Below are 15290 nucleotides of genomic sequence, written 5' to 3'. Positions count from 1 at the left end.
CTGCACGAGGGGACTGCCCCTCCGTGATCACCCCGTGCCATCCTGAAAACAGGGGGTCCCCCCGGGCGAGGTGGGGTGGTGCAACTGAAGCCTTGACATGCCCCCATCCCACTACCGGCAGCCAAACTCCAGGGCACCACCAGGCTCACATGCCCCAGGCAGAGCAAGTTATCCACAGGCTGCACAAGAGGGCTGCCTCTCCGTGACCAACTCGTGGGATCCTGAAACAGGGGGTCCCCCCAGGCGATGTGGGGTGGTGGAGCCGGATTTTTGGCATGCGCGCGGCGCTATCGGGCGGGGGGCTCCAGCGCGCGCCCACCCCAAGGCTCATCCCTCCACCCGCGGCCCACTCCAGGACTCGTCCCCGCTCTGCGGGCCGGCCCCCACGTGGGGGCCGTTGCCCTGCGGGCGCGAGAGGGTCACACGTTCGGGGGCACGCCGCCGGTCGTGTGTCGGGGCACGAGCCCTGCGGCACTTTCCGCCGCGTCGCCGGCCGGCGCGTCCTCCACATCCACATCCCCCTCGTCGTCCGGCGCGTGACCGCCCTGGCGGACCAGGTGCAGGTAGTCGCGGTAGCCGGGCAACGTGCCGAAGTCGTCGCCGTCGCCATCGTCCCCCGGCCGCCGCTCGGCGCCTCGGCCGTGGCCCTTGGCCCGCCGGCGGCAGGTCGCCCGCACCCGCCCCCACCACGCCCCCGCGGTGTCCCGAGCAGCGGCGGGCCGGAAGGAGGCCTCCCCCGATGCCGCCGGTTCCGCCGCCCCGCCGCCGGCCTCAGCGGCACCCACGGCCTCAACGCCATCCACGGCCTCACCCCCACCGGCAGCCCGGCGACGCAGCAGCAGGGCGGTGGGGAGGCCGGCGCCCGCCGTCCACCCGCCGGTGGCAACGCCCACCAACCACGGGCGCGGACCGAGCTCGGCCATCCGCCCGTCGCCCATCGCGCCCCCGCACAGCCACGATGCCACCGCCATCACCACCCCGGCGAACACCGCCGCGCCCAGCACCGCCACGGCCGTGGCGCCGGTACCGAGCCCGGCCGACGGCAACCCACCGCCGCCCCCGCAACCCGCACCGCCGTCGGCCCCCGCGGCAGAAGCGTCGACGCCCTCCCCGGCCCGTCCCCCGCAGCCGTGGGCGCGGGCTGTCGCCTCCCAGTCGGCGGCGGCGCGGAGCACCACGGCCCCGGCCACAACGCCGCCGAGCGCCGGCGCGGCGAGGGCGGCCCACGCCCAGCCACCGGCCGTGCCGGGCGGCGTGGGGAGGGCGGCGAGCAGCGGGAAGTCCGGGAGGGGCCCCAGCGTGACGCCGGCCGGGGAGACGGACGTGCCGGCGCCGACCGCGAAACCAGGCCCGAGCAGGTAGGCGGCGCCCCACGCCGCCGCGTTCGGCACGGCGGCCAGGCAGAGCAGCGTGACGGCGACGCCCCCGGGGAGGTCGCGGGCGAGCACGCGCAGGTACTCGACGGCGAGGCCGGCGTGCAGCGTCAGGGCGACGGCCGCCAGCAGGGCGCCCGCGCCGACCAGCGCCGTGGCCATCGCGCAGGCGCCGTGCAGGGCGCCGCGGGCGACGGCGGGCGCGCAGGCACGCAGGACCCACGACTGCGGTCCGTCCGGGTCGTCGGCGCGCCACTGCCACCACAGCAGCAGGTCGCGCCACGGCCGCGAGCCGGACTCCAGGCAGGCGCCGATCGCCGCGAACAGCAGCGCCACGGCCGCACACATCACGGCCACGGAGGCGGCGGGTGCGCTCAGCCGGGCGGCGTCGGTGGCGCCGGCGACCAGCACGGCGGTGGTGGCGTATCCGAGGACGAGCCCGCCAAGCGGCGGCAGCATGCGGATCGGCTCGGGCCCACCGCGCCCGCCCGGGGCCGGGTGCGTCGGCGAGTCGGCACGAACGGCGTGATCGGCACCAACGGCGTGATCGGCAGGAACGCCGCGGTCGGCACGAACGGAGCGATCGGCGCCCGCGGCGGGGACGTGTGCGCCGGCGGTGGCCCCGCCCGGGTGGCGATCCGGGGCGTGATCCGCGTGGTGGCCCGGTTCCGCGCTGTCGCGCGTCCACGGGCCGTGGGCCAGCGCGCGGCCGGACCGCACCAGCAGGAGGGCCGGCAGCACCGCCAGGCCGAGCGGCGTCAGGCTGGCCGGGACGGTGGGCAGGCCGGGGCTCACCTCGCGCACCAGGTCGGCGCCGTGTCCGGCGAACCACAGGCACATGGCCGTGTGCAGCGCCGCGTCCATCGTGCCGTCGTGGTACGGGGAGGCGACCCACAGGCCGATGCCGACCAGGCCGTGGATCAGCAGGCCGAGGCAGGCGGTGGCCGCTCCGATCAGGGCTCCGGCACCGGCTCCGGCTGCACGGAGCGCCGCGGGGGCGGGTTGGGCCGCACGCCGCCCCGTACCACCGGCGGAACCGGCAGGACCGGCGGAACCGCTCAGCCCGATTCGGCCGGTGTCCGGGTTCAGCTGGGTCATGGGCCCATGGTGGCAAGTACACCCATTCTGACCCGGTAACAGGAGAATGGCCGACATGTCCCGGATGATACGAATACCAGCTTTTCGGATTGAAGGGTGGGATTCGCGACGAGCCGCCCTCGCCCCTGCCGGAGCCCGCCATGTCCCGTACCCCCGCACCCCCCGAGCCGCCCACCTCCAGCGCCCGGCCGGCGTCGCCTCGCCCGGCCGCTGCGCCGCCTCCGTCGTCCGCTTCGCCGCCACCGCCCAGGTCGTCCGCCAGGACCCGGGCCAGGGCCCTGGAGTGGGAGTTCGACCAGGTCTACGCCCACTGCGCGGATCGCGTGGTCCGGCAGCTCTGGCTGCTGACGGGCCGGCAGAGCGACGCGGAGCGGGCCGCGCACCGCGCGTTCATGCGCGCGTGGCGCCAATGGAAGCGGGTCCGCGGTGAACCGGACCCGGAGGCGTGGATCCGGGCCGTCGCCTGCGAGGAGGCGCTCCGCGCGCCCCGACGGGCCGCGCACCGGCGACGCCTCCCCCGCCGCCCGCCCCACGAGCTGCGTGAGCCGTGCCCGACGGCGGAGACGCCCCCGGGGACGAAGCCGGCCACCGGGACGGAGACGGCCACCGGGACGGAGACGGCCACCGGACCGGCAGCCGACCAGCCGGGCGCACCGGCCCGGGTGCACCGCCCGACGGAGCCACGACCGACCGAACCACGCCCGACGGAGCTACAGGTGTGGTGCGTCCTGGACGCGATGCTGCGGCTGTCCGCCGGCCAGCGGCTCGTGGTCCTGCTGCACGACGGCGTGGGCCTCCCGCCGGCGGCGGTCGCCGAGGACGCCGGGTACGGCCGGTGGACGACACGGAGCCGGCTGCGCGGGGGGCGCGCCCGGCTGGCCAGGCTGCTGGCCGCGGAGCTGTCCGAGCGGGCCCGGAGCGAACCGGACGGCACCGAGGCCGGGCGGGAGATCGCCCTGCTGCTCAACCGCGCGGCCACCGCCCTGGTCCCGTCCCCACCAGCCCCGGATCTGGTGCGCCGGTCCGTCCGTCGCAGGCGGCGCCGTCGGCTGGCCGCCGGCACGGCGCTCGTCGCGTCCGCGACGGCCGCGGGCGTGGCCGGCGGCGTGTTCGTCGCGAACCTGCTCAACGAGGGGTCGACGCCGCCGGCCCAGCCGGACGCGGGCAACCACCACCCGGCACCGACCGACGGCTACACGGGTGTGGGCAGCGACACCGCGGCACGGTGGGCGCCGCCGAGCCGGGCGCAGGTCGGCGCGGTCGCCCCGGGACTGGTGCCGCGCGGCGCGCTGCCCCGCCACGCGCCGGGCCTGGGCATCGTCGACGCGACGGCGGTCGCCCCGGTCACCCCGGCCGGCGTTCCCTCGCTGGTCTGCCCGCCCCTGGGCGGCCCAGAGTGCCCGCTGGCCCCCGGACCGGCGCTCCCCGTCATCGGATCGCCGGCGGATCCCGCCGCGTCCGCCGCGTCCGTCGATTCCTCCGGTCCGCTCCCGGGAGCGCCCCCGGGATCCCCCTGACGGCGGGCCGGGGGCCGGACGGAGGCGGCCCGGGAGGGAACGGTCCCCCGCCCCGCTCCGGCTCCGACGCGCTGGTCGTATGCTCGGGACCGAAGTGTTCGGCGGCGCGGACGGGAGGGCCCATGTCGGTGCGTGACGGTGCCGAGGAGTCGGGCGCGGCGCGCGCCGAGGGATGGCGGGCGCTCGCTGCCCTGCACGCCCGGATCGAGATCCGGATCGAGCGCGCGCTCCAGGCGGGGCACGGCCTGAGCGTGAGCGAGTACACCGTGCTGGACGTGCTCAGCAACCAGCAGGGCTGGCACATGCGGATGCAGCAGCTGGCACAGGCCGTGGTGCTCAGCCAGAGCGCCACCACCCGGCTGGTGTCCCGGCTGGAGGACCAGGGGCTGCTGACCCGCTACCTGTGCGCGACGGATCGCCGGGGCATCTACACCGAGGTGAGCGAGAAGGGCCGCCGGGTGCTGGAGGAGGCGCGTCCCACCCACGACGCCGCGCTGCGCGACGCCCTCGCCGAGGCCGCCGAGCGGCCCGAACTGGTCCCGCTGGTCCGCGCCCTGGAGCCGACGGGCCTGCGCTGACCGACCCGCGCACGGCGAAGGCAGCGATCGGCCGCGCGCCGCACCGAATCGCCGCGCGCCGCGGCGGTGCACTGGTCAGGATGGGTGGGACGGTAGAGCGCGGACGGCCCCGACGGATGGCGCGATGGACCAGGCGAGCACTCCCGACCCTCCCCCGGCGACCGGGCCCGCGGTGCGGATGGGCACCCCGCGCGGCCGTCGCGTGCTGCTGGTGACCGTGCTGGGCTCGGGCATGGCGATGCTGGACGCCACGGTCGTCGGCATCGCCGTGCCGGTGATCGGCCGGGAGTTCGAGGCGGACGTCGGCGCCCTGCAGTGGGTGGTCAACGCCTACACGCTGGTGCTGTCCGGCCTGCTGCTGCTCGGTGGCTCGCTCGGTGACCGCCTCGGCCGGCGGCGGATCTTCCTCCAGGGCACCGCGGCCTTCGCGGTGGCGTCGGCGCTGTGCGCGCTCGCGCCCAACGCGCCCGTGCTGATCGCCGGGCGGGCGCTGCAGGGCGTCGGCGCGGCGCTGCTGGTGCCGGGCAGCCTGGCGCTGCTGGAGGCGTCGTTCGTGCGGGAGCACCGTGCGCGGGCCATCGGGGCCTGGTCCGGGCTGGGCGGGGTGGCCACCGCCGCCGGGCCGTTCATCGGGGGGTGGCTGATCGACGCGGCGTCCTGGCGGCTGATCTTCCTGATCAACCTGCCGCTGGCCGCCGCCGTCTGGTTCGTCGGCCTGCGGCACGTGCCGGAGTCCCGGGCGCCGGGCGTCCACGGCCGGTTGGACGTGGTGGGCGCGGCCGTGATCACCGGCGGGCTGGGCCTGCTCACCTACGCCCTGATCGCGGGCGAGGGGCGGGGCTGGTCGTCCTGGCCGATCGTCGGCGCGCTGGTCCTCGGGCTCGGGCTGCTGGTGGCCTTCGTGTTCTGGGAGGGCCGGACGGCGTCGCCGCTGCTGCCGCTGTCGATCTTCTCCTCCCGGCAGCTGACCGCCGCCAACGTGGTGACCTTCGTGGTCTACGGGGCGCTGGGGGCGGCGGTGTTCCTGCTGCCGGTGGTGCTCCAGGGCAGCGCCGGGTACTCGCCGCTGGCCTCCGGGGTGGCCCTGCTGCCGCTGACCGTGCTGATGCTGCTGCTGTCCAGCGCGTCGGGGGAGTTGGCCACGCGGATCGGCCCGCGGGCGCAGATGGCCGTCGGGCCGGTGGTGGCGGCCGTCGGGATCGCCCTGTTCGTGCGGATCGACACCGTCGGCGACTACCCGACGCAGGTGCTGCCCGGGGCCGTGGTGCTCGGGCTGGGGTTGGCGATCACGGTCGCGCCGCTGACCGCCACCGCGCTCGGTTCGGCCCCGCCGGAGCACGCCGGGATCGCCTCCGCGGTGAACAACGACGTCGCCCGCGCCGCCGGTCTGCTGGCCGTCGCGGTGGTGCCGCCGGTGTCCGGCATCACGGCGGACGCCTACCTGCGTCCGGAGGTGCTGCTGGCCGGGTTCCGTGTCGCGATGCTGGTCTGCGCGGTGGCCTGTGCCGTGGGAGGCGTGCTCGCCGCCCTGCTGATCCGCAACCCGCCGCGCCGGCCCGGCCCCGACGGCACTGCCGGAGCGGAGGCGGAGGTCGGAGCCGGAGCCGGAGCCAGGAAGGGCGACGGGGGTGAGCGGGAGGACGGGGACCACCCGAGCCCGTGCTTCCACTGCGGCCTCGACGCGCCGCCGCCCACCCCCACGGCGCCGCCGCCCACCCCCGGGCCACCCGACCAGCCGCCGCCACGCCGCTGAGCCGCCGCGGCCGGTCGCGGCGGCCCCGGCCCCAGGGGACCGGGCCGTCGGCTCAGCCGGCGACGCGGCGGGCGGCCCAGGCGATGTGGCGGGCGGAGATGCCGGCGGCCTCCAGCAGTTCCGCGGAGCTGCCGGACGCCGGCAGCTCACGGACGGCGAGGTGGGCGAAGCGGCCGGTGCCGCCGTGCGGCGCCAGGGCGCTCAGCACGGCCTCCCCGAGGCCGCCCTCGGGGTGGTGGTCCTCCACGACGACGAGCGCGCCGGTCTCGGCTACGGCGCGGCGCAGCGTCTCGTCGTCGACCGGCTTGACCGAGTACAGGTCGATCACCCGGGCCCGGATGCCGCGCTGGCTCAGGTCGTCGGCGGCGGCCAGGCACTCGTGCACGGTCACCCCCGCCCCGACCAGCGTGACGTGGTCCTCCGTGCCGCTGCTGCGCAGGATCTTGCAGCCGCCGACCGGGAAGGGCTCGTCGGCCGGGTAGAGCACGGGGTACTTGCCGCGGGTGGTGCGCAGGTAGCTGATGCCGGGGAGGTCGGCCATGGCGGCGGTGAGGGCGGTGGCGCTGGTGGCGTCGCTCGGGTAGAGGACGGTGGAACCCTGCACGGAGCGCATCATCGCCAGGTCCTCCAGGCCCATCTGGGAGGGGCCGTCCTCGCCGATCTCCACGCCGCAGTGCGAGCCGCTCAGGGCCAGGGTGGCCTGGGAGATGGCGGCCATCCGGACGAAGTCGTGGGCGCGGGTGAGGAAGGCGGCGAAGGTGCTGGCGAACGGCCGGTAGCCGCGCACCGACAGCCCGACGGCCGCCGCGATCATGGCCTGTTCGGCGATGAAGGTCTGGAAGTAGCGCTCGGGGTGGACCTTGCCGAACTCCTCCGCGTGGGTGGAGTTGCCGACCTCCGCGTCCAGCGCCACCACCTCCGGGCGGGCGCCGAGGGCGGCCAGCGCCTTGCCGAAGGCCAGCCGGGTGGCGACCTTCTCGCCGACCTCATAGCGCGGCAGGTCCACGGACGCCGGGGCCTGGGCCGGGGCGGGTTCCTGGCGCGCGGTGGGGGCGGGGCCGGCGACGGTGAGCTGCCGCACCCCGCCGAGTTCGGCCACGGCCCGGTCGGCCATGTCCTGCGGCAGGGCCTTGCCGTGCCAGCCGTCGGCGTCCTCGACCTCGGAGAAGCCGCGGCCCTTGAGGGTGCGGGCGAGGATCACGGTGGGGCGGTCGGCGTGCGAGACGGCGTCGAGGGCGGCGTCGATCTCGCGCAGGTCGTGGCCGTCGATCATCAGCGCGTGGCAGCCGAAGGCGGTGATCCGGCTGGCGTAGGCGTCGATGTCCCAGCCGAGTTCGGTGGGGCCGCGCTGGCCGAGCCGGTTGACGTCCACGATGGCGGTGAGGTTGGTCAGGCCGTAGTACGACGCCTTGTCCAGGGCCTCCCAGATGGAGCCCTCGCTCATCTCGCTGTCCCCGCACAGCACCCACACCCGGTAGGGCAGCAGTTCCAGCACCCGTCCGGCCAGGGCCACGCCGACGCCGTAGGGCAGCCCCTGGCCGAGCGATCCGGTCGCGACGTCGACCCAGGGCAGGATCGGGGTGGGGTGTCCCTGGAGCCGGCTGCCCGCCCGGCGGTACGTCGTGACCAGTTCGTCGTCGGAGATGACGCCGGCGGCCTTGAACATCGCGTACAGCAGCGGGGAGGCGTGGCCCTTGGACAGGATCAGGTGGTCGTTGGCCGGGTGGTCCGGGCGTCGCCAGTCGAAGGTGAGGTGGCGGGCGAGCAGCACGGCCATCACGTCGGCGGCGGACATGCTGGAGGTGGGGTGTCCGGAGCCGGCGGCGGTGCTGGCCCGCACGGAGTCGACCCGCAGCTGCTGCGCGAGTTCGAAGACGTCCGCCAGGTCGGTCGAGGGCGTGACGTGTCCGGTGGTGTGGTGGGTCACGGTCATGCTGGTCCTCCCGGGTAGCCAGGTGGGCGGGTGCCGTGCTCGGCGCCGTGCCGTGTTCGGCGCCCGACCCCGGCTGCTTTCCGGAAACCGGGACGGAAAACCCCGGGACGGGAAACCCCGGTTCGGGAAGCCTCCGGCGGGAGACCCCGGCCGGGAAAGCGGGCGGCCCGTGGACGCCGGGTGTTCCGGTGTCCACGGGCCGTGTGTGCCGCCGTGGGGGGTGCCGCGGCGCCGTGGGGCGGCGCCGCGGGTGGCCGCCGACCTGGCCGGACGCGCCGGGCGTCCGGCGTCCGGTCGGGTCAGCCGAGCCGCTCGACGATCTCGCGGGCGAGGCGGGCGGTCTCCGAGGGGGTCTTGCCGACCTTGACGCCGGCGGCCTCCAGGGCCTCCTTCTTCGCCTGCGCGGTGCCGGAGGAGCCGGAGACGATCGCGCCGGCGTGGCCCATCGTCTTGCCCTCGGGCGCGGTGAAGCCCGCCACGTAGCCGACGACCGGCTTGGTGATGTGCTCCTTGATGTAGGCCGCGGCCCGCTCCTCGGCGTCGCCGCCGATCTCGCCGATCATCACGATGACGTCGGTGTCCGGGTCGTCCTGGAACGCCTGGAGGCAGTCGATGTGCGTGGTGCCGATGATCGGGTCGCCGCCGATGCCGACCGCGGAGGAGAAGCCGATGTCGCGCAGCTCGTACATCAGCTGGTAGGTCAGCGTGCCGGACTTGGACACCAGGCCGATGCGGCCGGAGCTGGTGATGTCGGCGGGGATGATGCCGGCGTTGGACTGCCCGGGGGTGATCAGGCCGGGACAGTTGGGGCCGATCACCCGGGTCTTGCCGCCGCGCGCGACGGCGTGCGCCCAGAAGGAGGCCGTGTCGTGCACCGGGATGCCCTCGGTGATCACCACGGCCAGCGGGATCTCGGCGTCGATCGCCTCGACGGCCGCGTCCTTGGCGAACTTCGGGGGGACGAAGATGACGGTGACGTCGGCGCCGGTGGCCTCCATGGCCTCCTTGACCGAGCCGAACACCGGCACGGCGGTGCCGTCGAAGTCCACGGTGGTGCCGGCCTTGCGCGGGTTCACGCCGCCGACGATGTTGGTGCCGGCCGCGAGCATCCGGCGGGTGTGCTTGGTGCCCTCGGAGCCGGTCATGCCCTGGACGATGACCTTGCTGTCCTTGGTGAGGAAAATTGCCATGTGGGGGTCCGGTCCCTACTCGTGTCGAAAGACGCGCCGTGTCAGACGGCGGCGGCGGCGAGCTCGGCGGCCCGCTCGGCCGCACCGTCCATCGTGTCCACCTGCTGCACCAGCGGGTGGTTCGCCTCGGTGAGGATCCGGCGACCCTCCTCGGCGTTGTTGCCGTCCAGACGCACCACGAGCGGCTTGGTGACCTCCTCGCCCTTGCTCTGGAGCAGCTCCAGGGCCTGGACGATGCCGTTGGCGACCGCGTCGCAGGCGGTGATGCCGCCGAAGACGTTGACGAACACCGACTTCACGGCCGGGTCGCCGAGGATGATCTCCAGGCCGTTGGCCATCACCTCGGCGGAGGCGCCGCCGCCGATGTCGAGGAAGTTGGCGGGCTTGACGCCGCCGTGCGCCTCACCGGCGTAGGCGACCACGTCCAGGGTGGACATGACCAGGCCGGCGCCGTTGCCGATGATGCCGACCTCGCCGTCCAGCTTGACGTAGTTGAGGTCCTTGGCCTTGGCCGCGGCCTCCAGCGGGTCGGCGGCGGCCTTGTCCTCCAGCTCGGCGTGGTCCGCGTGGCGGAAGTCCGCGTTGGCGTCCAGGGTGACCTTGCCGTCGAGGGCGATGATCTTGCCGTCGCCGGTCTTGACCAGCGGGTTCACCTCGACCAGGGTGGCGTCCTCCTTGACGAAGACGTCCCACAGGGTGACGAGGGTCTGCGCGACCTGCTCGGCGACCTCCTCGGGGAACCGGGCGGCCTTGACGATCTCGCGGGCCTTGGCCTCGGTCACGCCCTCGTTCGCGTCCACCGGCACCTTGGCCAGCGCCTCCGGCTTGGTGGCGGCGACCTCCTCGATCTCCATGCCGCCCTCGACGGACGCCATGGCGAGGAAGGTGCGGTTGGTGCGGTCCAGCAGGAAGGAGACGTAGTACTCCTCCGCGATGTCCGCGGTCTGGGCGAGCATCACCTTGTGGACGGTGTGGCCCTTGATGTCCATGCCCAGGATCTGGCCGGCCTTGACGACGGCGTCGTCCGGGTCGGCGGCCAGCTTCACGCCGCCGGCCTTGCCGCGGCCGCCGGTCTTCACCTGCGCCTTGACGACGGCCCGGCCGCCCAGCCGCTCGGCCGCCTCACGAGCCGCCTCGGGCGTCTCGATGACTTCACCGGCCAGCACCGGTACGCCATGCTTGGCGAAGATGTCCCTCGCCTGGTACTCGAACAGGTCCACGCGCGTCCGTCCTTGTGATCGCGGTTCGTTTCGGGCGTGCCGACGCGACCGACGTCACCGCCGACCGGACGACGGTCGGCTGTTCCTCGCCCCCGCCCGGCCACCGTCGGCCGGGAGGGTGTTCGGAACGGCTCACGCATGGCGGCACAGCTCGCCATCCGGCGCCGCCACGGCCCCCGCCTCGGCGGCGGTGGTCCGGGCGGTCGGTTTCGGCGGTGCGCCGGAGCGTCCACCACAGGTGGGGCACGCGACGCGCGGCATGTCCGGTCGCCAAGCCTAGACCCGACACGCCGGGATGCCCTCCCCCCACTTGTGACCATAACCCGTGACACCTGTCACAGGGGGTGCCCGCCCCGCGGCGGGTCAACCCACCGGGTTCGTCCCCCCGCCGCGGATCCCGGCCGTCCCACCCGCCGTCCACCGGCCGTCCACCCACCGTGCCGCCCGCCGTGCCCGCCCGCCGTGCCGGTCCGTGGCGGCTCCATCACTCGTGCGAGCGACCGAGTTCGCCAACCCCTCACCCGCCTTACGTCACGCGTCGTATATTCGCCGGGACTCTGAGGGAGGGCTCCGGCAGATGGGGTTGACCGCGCGGGTACTGTCCGCCGACGACATCGACGAGACCTTCGCCCGGCGCTGGGACGCGCTCAGCGCGGCGCGGCCACTTCAGGCCGACTTCTTCGACTCCCACGTGTGGTACGCCTCCTGGTCCGAGGGCCCCGGGCCCGAGGTCGCGCCCTCCCGCATCCGGATAGCGGCGGTGCTGGACGGCAGCCGTCCGGTCGCCGTGCTCCCGCTGGTGCAGGACGGCTCCGTGGTGCGCACGGCCGGCTGGGACCGCCCCGGCCGGGTGCGCTCCCGCATCGCGGTGGGCACCGACCACCCGCTCGGCGAGGTGCTGGACCACCTGGCCCGCGCGGTGACCGCCACCGGCGCCCGCCGGGTCGCGCTGTACCGGCTGCCGGTCCGCGACCCGGCCACCCGGGCCTTCGTGCGGGCGCTGCGGGACAACGGCTTCGCCGTCGCCCTGCGCCACCACGGCTGCGACATGGTCACCCCGGTCGACGGCCCCTGGGCGTCGCACCGGGAGCGGCTGCGCGGCTTCGACGGCTACGCCCGCCGCTTCGAGAACCGCCTGGTCGCCTCCTGGGGGGTGGAGCTGGAGGTGTACGGCGGCCCGTTCGGCAAGCCGCTGGCGGACGGCCTGCCGGCCTACCGGGAGCTGCACGCCCGCAGCTGGCAGGGGGTGGCCGATCCGCGCCTGCGGCACGAGGAGTCCGACTTCATGCGGCGCGCCGACCGCAACGGCTGGGCGCGGCTGTTCCTGCTGCGGGTCGCCGGCATGCCGGTGGCGGCGCAGACCTGGGTGCGGCTGGGGGACGTCGCGGTGTGGCGCACCACCGCCTACGACCGCAGCCTGCCCGGCCTCGGCGCCGGCACGGTGGTGCAGTGGTCGGCGCAGCGGCAGCTGTTCGCGGAGACGCCGCCGCGGCTGCTCGACTTCATCCCGGGGATCACCCCGGAGAAGGAGCGGCTGGCCACCGAACGGCCGCAGCTGCTGGACGTGGACGCCCAACTCGGTGGGGTGCTGGCCCGTCCGGTGGTGTGGGGGCGGGCGGGCGCGGCGCGGGCGGCGCGCTGGCTGCGGCCGCGCCGGCGGGCGGCCGTGCGCCGGCTGCACGCCTACCGGCGGCGGGTGGATCCGCGGCCGGCGCTCGGGCGGTGGGGGCGTCAGGTCGTCGGGCGGGTGGGCGCCGCGGTGCCGGGGGCGCTGCTGCCGCGTCCGCTGCGGCGTTCGGTGGGCCTGGAGGGGGGCGGCCCGGAGGAGCTGACCGGCTGGCAGCAGGTCGCGCTGCTCGCCGGCTCGGTCGACCCGCACGGCGTGCCGGGGTTGCCGGCGCCGCGGCCGGTGCGGCCGAGCGCGCCGCTGGTGCGCTACCTGGCGCTGGCCGCGGGCGAGCCGGGGCCGGAGGCGGTGCGGCGTTCGTGGGGGCCGCGGGACCGCTGGCTGCTGCTGGGGGAGTCGGACGCGCCGACGGCGGTGGTCCGGGTGGACGGCACGACGGTGCGGGAGGTGGTGCGGGTGGCGCCCTCGCTGCCGCTGGCGGTGGTGGCCCGGACGCTGCGGGCGGCGGGGCTCGACGGCGACGCGGCCACGCAGGTGCGCACGGCGCCGCTGCCCTGGCCGCGCAACGCCTGAGCCGGCGCGGGTCGCCGTGGTGGCGCACCGTCGCGCGAACTACCATTCGAGTGACAGAGCATCAGATCATGAGGGCATGGTGGTGATGTCGTGACGCTCATGACGCTCGGGACGGACGCCCCGCATCCGGCGCGCATGGGGAACTACTTCCTCGGCGGCAAGGACTACTTCCCGGCCGACCGCGACGCCGCCATCGGCGTGCTCGGCGCGGTGCCGTTCATGCGCTCCGCCCTGCTGGAGCACCGCGGGTTCGTGGGACGGGTGGTGGAGTACCTCGCCGGCGAGGTGGGCATCCGGCAGTTCCTCGACGTCGGCACCGGGATGCCCACCCACTGCAACACCCACGAGGTGGCCCAGGCGATCGCGCCCGACGCCCGGGTGGTGTACGTCGACAACGACCCGCTCGTCCTGGCGCACGCCCGCGCCCTGCTCAAGAGCAGCCCGGAGGGGGCCACCGTCTACGTGGAGGCCGACGCGCTGGACACCGAGGCGCTGCTGCGGCACCCCGTGCTGAACGACACCATCGACCTGCGCCGGCCGGTCGGCCTGCTGGTCACCGGCCTGCTGCACTACTTCCCCGGGCCGTCGGCGTACCGGTTGGTGGAGGGGCTGAAGGCGGCGCTGGCGCCCGGCAGCCACCTGGCGGTCTCGCACGCCACCGGGGACTACACCCCGCCGATGGTCGCCGACCGGGTCGGCACGGTGTACCGGGCGTCCGGCATCCCGGTGACCGGCCGGTCCCGGGCGGAGGTGGCCCGCTTCTTCACCGGCATGGAGCTGGTCGAGCCGGGCGTGGTCCCGGAGGCCCAGTGGCGCCCGGCCAGCCTGGAGCCCCCGCAGGAGGGCCACTGGCACGTCTCCTACGGCGCCCTGGGCCGCCGGGGCCACTGACCCCACCCGCCCGGTCCGGCCCGACCGGCCTCCGTCCACTCCCGGTCAGGTCAGACCATCAGACCGGCAATCCGGGCGCCGGGTACTCGGTCATCAGCTCGGCGACCTCGGCGCGCACCTTGACGACGGTGTCCTCGTCGCCGGTGCGGGCGGCGGTGACCACCCGGTCGATCCACTCGGCCACCGTCGCCATCCGCTCGGCGGGCAGGCCGCGCGAGGTGAGCGCCGGGGTGCCCAGGCGCAGGCCGGAGGGGTCGAACGGCTTGCGCTGGTCGAACGGCACGGAGTTGTAGTTCACCACGATGCCGGCCCGGTCCAGCGCCTGGGCGACCGGCTTGCCGCCGATCTCCTTGGAGGTGAGGTCGATCAGCAGCAGGTGGTTGTCGGTGCCGCCGGAGACCAGGTCGAAGCCGCGCGCCGCCAGCTGCTCGCCGAGCGCGCGGGCGTTGGCCACCACCTGGTGCGCGTAGGCGCGGAAGTCCTCGGTCGCCGCCTCCTTCAGGGCCACCGCGATGGCCGCCGTGGTGTGGTTGTGCGGGCCGCCCTGGAGGCCGGGGAACACGGCCCGGTCGATGGCCTTGGCGTGCTCCTCGCGGCACATCAGCATGGCGCCGCGCGGGCCGCGGAGCGTCTTGTGGGTGGTGGTGGAGACGACGTCGGCGTGCGGCACCGGCGAGGGGTGGGCGCCGCCGGCGATCAGGCCGGCGATGTGGGCGACGTCGGCGACCAGCACGGCCCCGACCTCGCGGGCGATCTCCGCGAAGCCGGCGAAGTCGATGGTGCGGGGCACGGCGGTGCCGCCGCAGAAGATCAGCTTGGGGCGCTCGCGCAGCGCCAGGTCGCGCACCTCGTCGAGGTCCACCCGGCCGGTCTCCCGGCGCACGCCGTAGCCGACGCCGCGGAACCAGGTGCCGGTGGCGGAGACGCCCCAGCCGTGGGTGAGGTGGCCGCCCATCGGCAGCGACATGCCCATCACGGTGTCGCCGGGCTGGAGGAAGGCGAGGTACACGGCGAGGTTGGCGGGCGAGCCGGAGTACGGCTGCACGTTGGCGTGGTCGACGCCGAAGAGCTCCTTGGCGCGCTGCCGGGCGAGCTCCTCCACCGGGTCGATGTTCTGCTGGCCCTCGTAGTAGCGGCGGCCCGGGTAGCCCTCGGAGTACTTGTTCTGCAGCACGGTGCCGGTGGCCTCCAGCACCGCCTGGGAGACGTAGTTCTCCGAGGCGATCATCCGCAACGTGTCGGCCTGGAGGCGCTCCTCGGCGCCGATCAGCGCGGCGATCTCCGGGTCGGTGGCCGCGACGGCGGCGTGCCGCGGGGCGGGGACGGCGGGATTGGTGGACGTCATGGGCTGCTCGCTCCCGGGTCGGTCTGCCGCGGAGTGTCTTCGCGCGGCGCGGACGGATGACCCGGGAGCCCAGGCGGACGGCCCCTCGGTTCCCGACCGGGCGGAGGGGCGGCGCCGGCCGATGGTGGCCAGTGCGCGTGCCCGCGCCGGACGGTTGCCGCTTCCTCGTGGTCGGTTCCACGCTCTCGCCAG

At 75.4% G+C, this 15290-nt stretch carries 10 protein-coding genes; 5 read left to right on the top strand and 5 right to left on the bottom strand.

Annotated features, from left to right (window positions below):
- Positions 1–419: 419 nt before the first annotated feature.
- Entirely contained in the window at positions 420–2471 is a 2052-nt protein-coding gene (locus tag FHU37_RS24700; protein ID WP_179816871.1) for a cell division protein PerM, read from the bottom strand.
- 140 nt (positions 2472–2611) lie between these two features.
- Here FHU37_RS24700 and FHU37_RS24695 point away from each other — a divergent pair, with 140 nt between their 5' ends.
- The 3 genes from FHU37_RS24695 (at position 2612) to FHU37_RS24685 (ending at position 6319) form a co-directional block, all read left to right on the top strand.
- The gene (locus FHU37_RS24695; protein WP_512699033.1) at positions 2612–3988 is read left to right on the top strand and encodes an RNA polymerase sigma factor; all 1377 of its coding nucleotides are present in this window, start codon (positions 2612–2614) and stop codon (positions 3986–3988) included.
- Positions 3989–4110: 122 nt separating this feature from the next.
- The gene (locus tag FHU37_RS24690) at positions 4111–4566 is read left to right on the top strand and encodes a MarR family winged helix-turn-helix transcriptional regulator (RefSeq protein ID WP_179816869.1); all 456 of its coding nucleotides are present in this window, start codon (positions 4111–4113) and stop codon (positions 4564–4566) included.
- 124 nt (positions 4567–4690) lie between these two features.
- Positions 4691–6319 carry an MFS transporter gene (locus FHU37_RS24685; RefSeq protein ID WP_179816868.1) on the top strand — a complete coding sequence of 543 codons (1629 nt, stop codon included), beginning with the start codon at positions 4691–4693 and terminating at the stop codon, positions 6317–6319.
- 52 nt (positions 6320–6371) lie between these two features.
- Here FHU37_RS24685 and FHU37_RS24680 read toward each other — a convergent pair whose 3' ends face one another.
- From FHU37_RS24680 to sucC, 3 genes are all read right to left on the bottom strand, one after another.
- Positions 6372–8252 carry a transketolase gene (locus FHU37_RS24680; protein ID WP_179816867.1) on the bottom strand — a complete coding sequence of 627 codons (1881 nt, stop codon included), beginning with the start codon at positions 8250–8252 and terminating at the stop codon, positions 6372–6374.
- Positions 8253–8551: 299 nt separating this feature from the next.
- A complete protein-coding gene (sucD, locus tag FHU37_RS24675; RefSeq protein WP_179816866.1) occupies positions 8552–9442 on the bottom strand; it encodes a succinate--CoA ligase subunit alpha in 891 nt (296 codons plus the stop codon).
- Positions 9443–9483: 41 nt separating this feature from the next.
- Positions 9484–10662 carry an ADP-forming succinate--CoA ligase subunit beta gene (gene sucC, locus FHU37_RS24670; protein ID WP_179816865.1) on the bottom strand — a complete coding sequence of 393 codons (1179 nt, stop codon included), beginning with the start codon at positions 10660–10662 and terminating at the stop codon, positions 9484–9486.
- Positions 10663–11239: 577 nt separating this feature from the next.
- On the opposite strand from sucC, the gene FHU37_RS24665 reads away from it, so the two are divergent.
- Positions 11240–12862, top strand: a complete 1623-nt coding sequence (locus tag FHU37_RS24665) for a GNAT family N-acetyltransferase (protein ID WP_179816864.1) — start codon at positions 11240–11242, stop codon at positions 12860–12862.
- Positions 12863–12961: 99 nt separating this feature from the next.
- Positions 12962–13753 (top strand): SAM-dependent methyltransferase, encoded by a 792-nt coding sequence (locus FHU37_RS24660; RefSeq protein WP_218904860.1) that lies wholly within the window; start codon positions 12962–12964, stop codon positions 13751–13753.
- A 58-nt stretch (positions 13754–13811) separates the two neighbouring features.
- Here the strand turns inward: FHU37_RS24660 and glyA are convergent, their stop codons facing one another.
- Positions 13812–15098 carry a serine hydroxymethyltransferase gene (gene glyA, locus FHU37_RS24655; protein WP_179816862.1) on the bottom strand — a complete coding sequence of 429 codons (1287 nt, stop codon included), beginning with the start codon at positions 15096–15098 and terminating at the stop codon, positions 13812–13814.
- Between the last annotated feature and the right edge of the window lie 192 nt (positions 15099–15290).

The organism is Allostreptomyces psammosilenae (assembly GCF_013407765.1).
Lineage (GTDB): Bacteria > Actinomycetota > Actinomycetes > Streptomycetales > Streptomycetaceae > Allostreptomyces > Allostreptomyces psammosilenae.
Note: the sequence above shows the minus strand (reverse complement) of the source record. Positions and strands in the feature narration are given on the sequence as shown.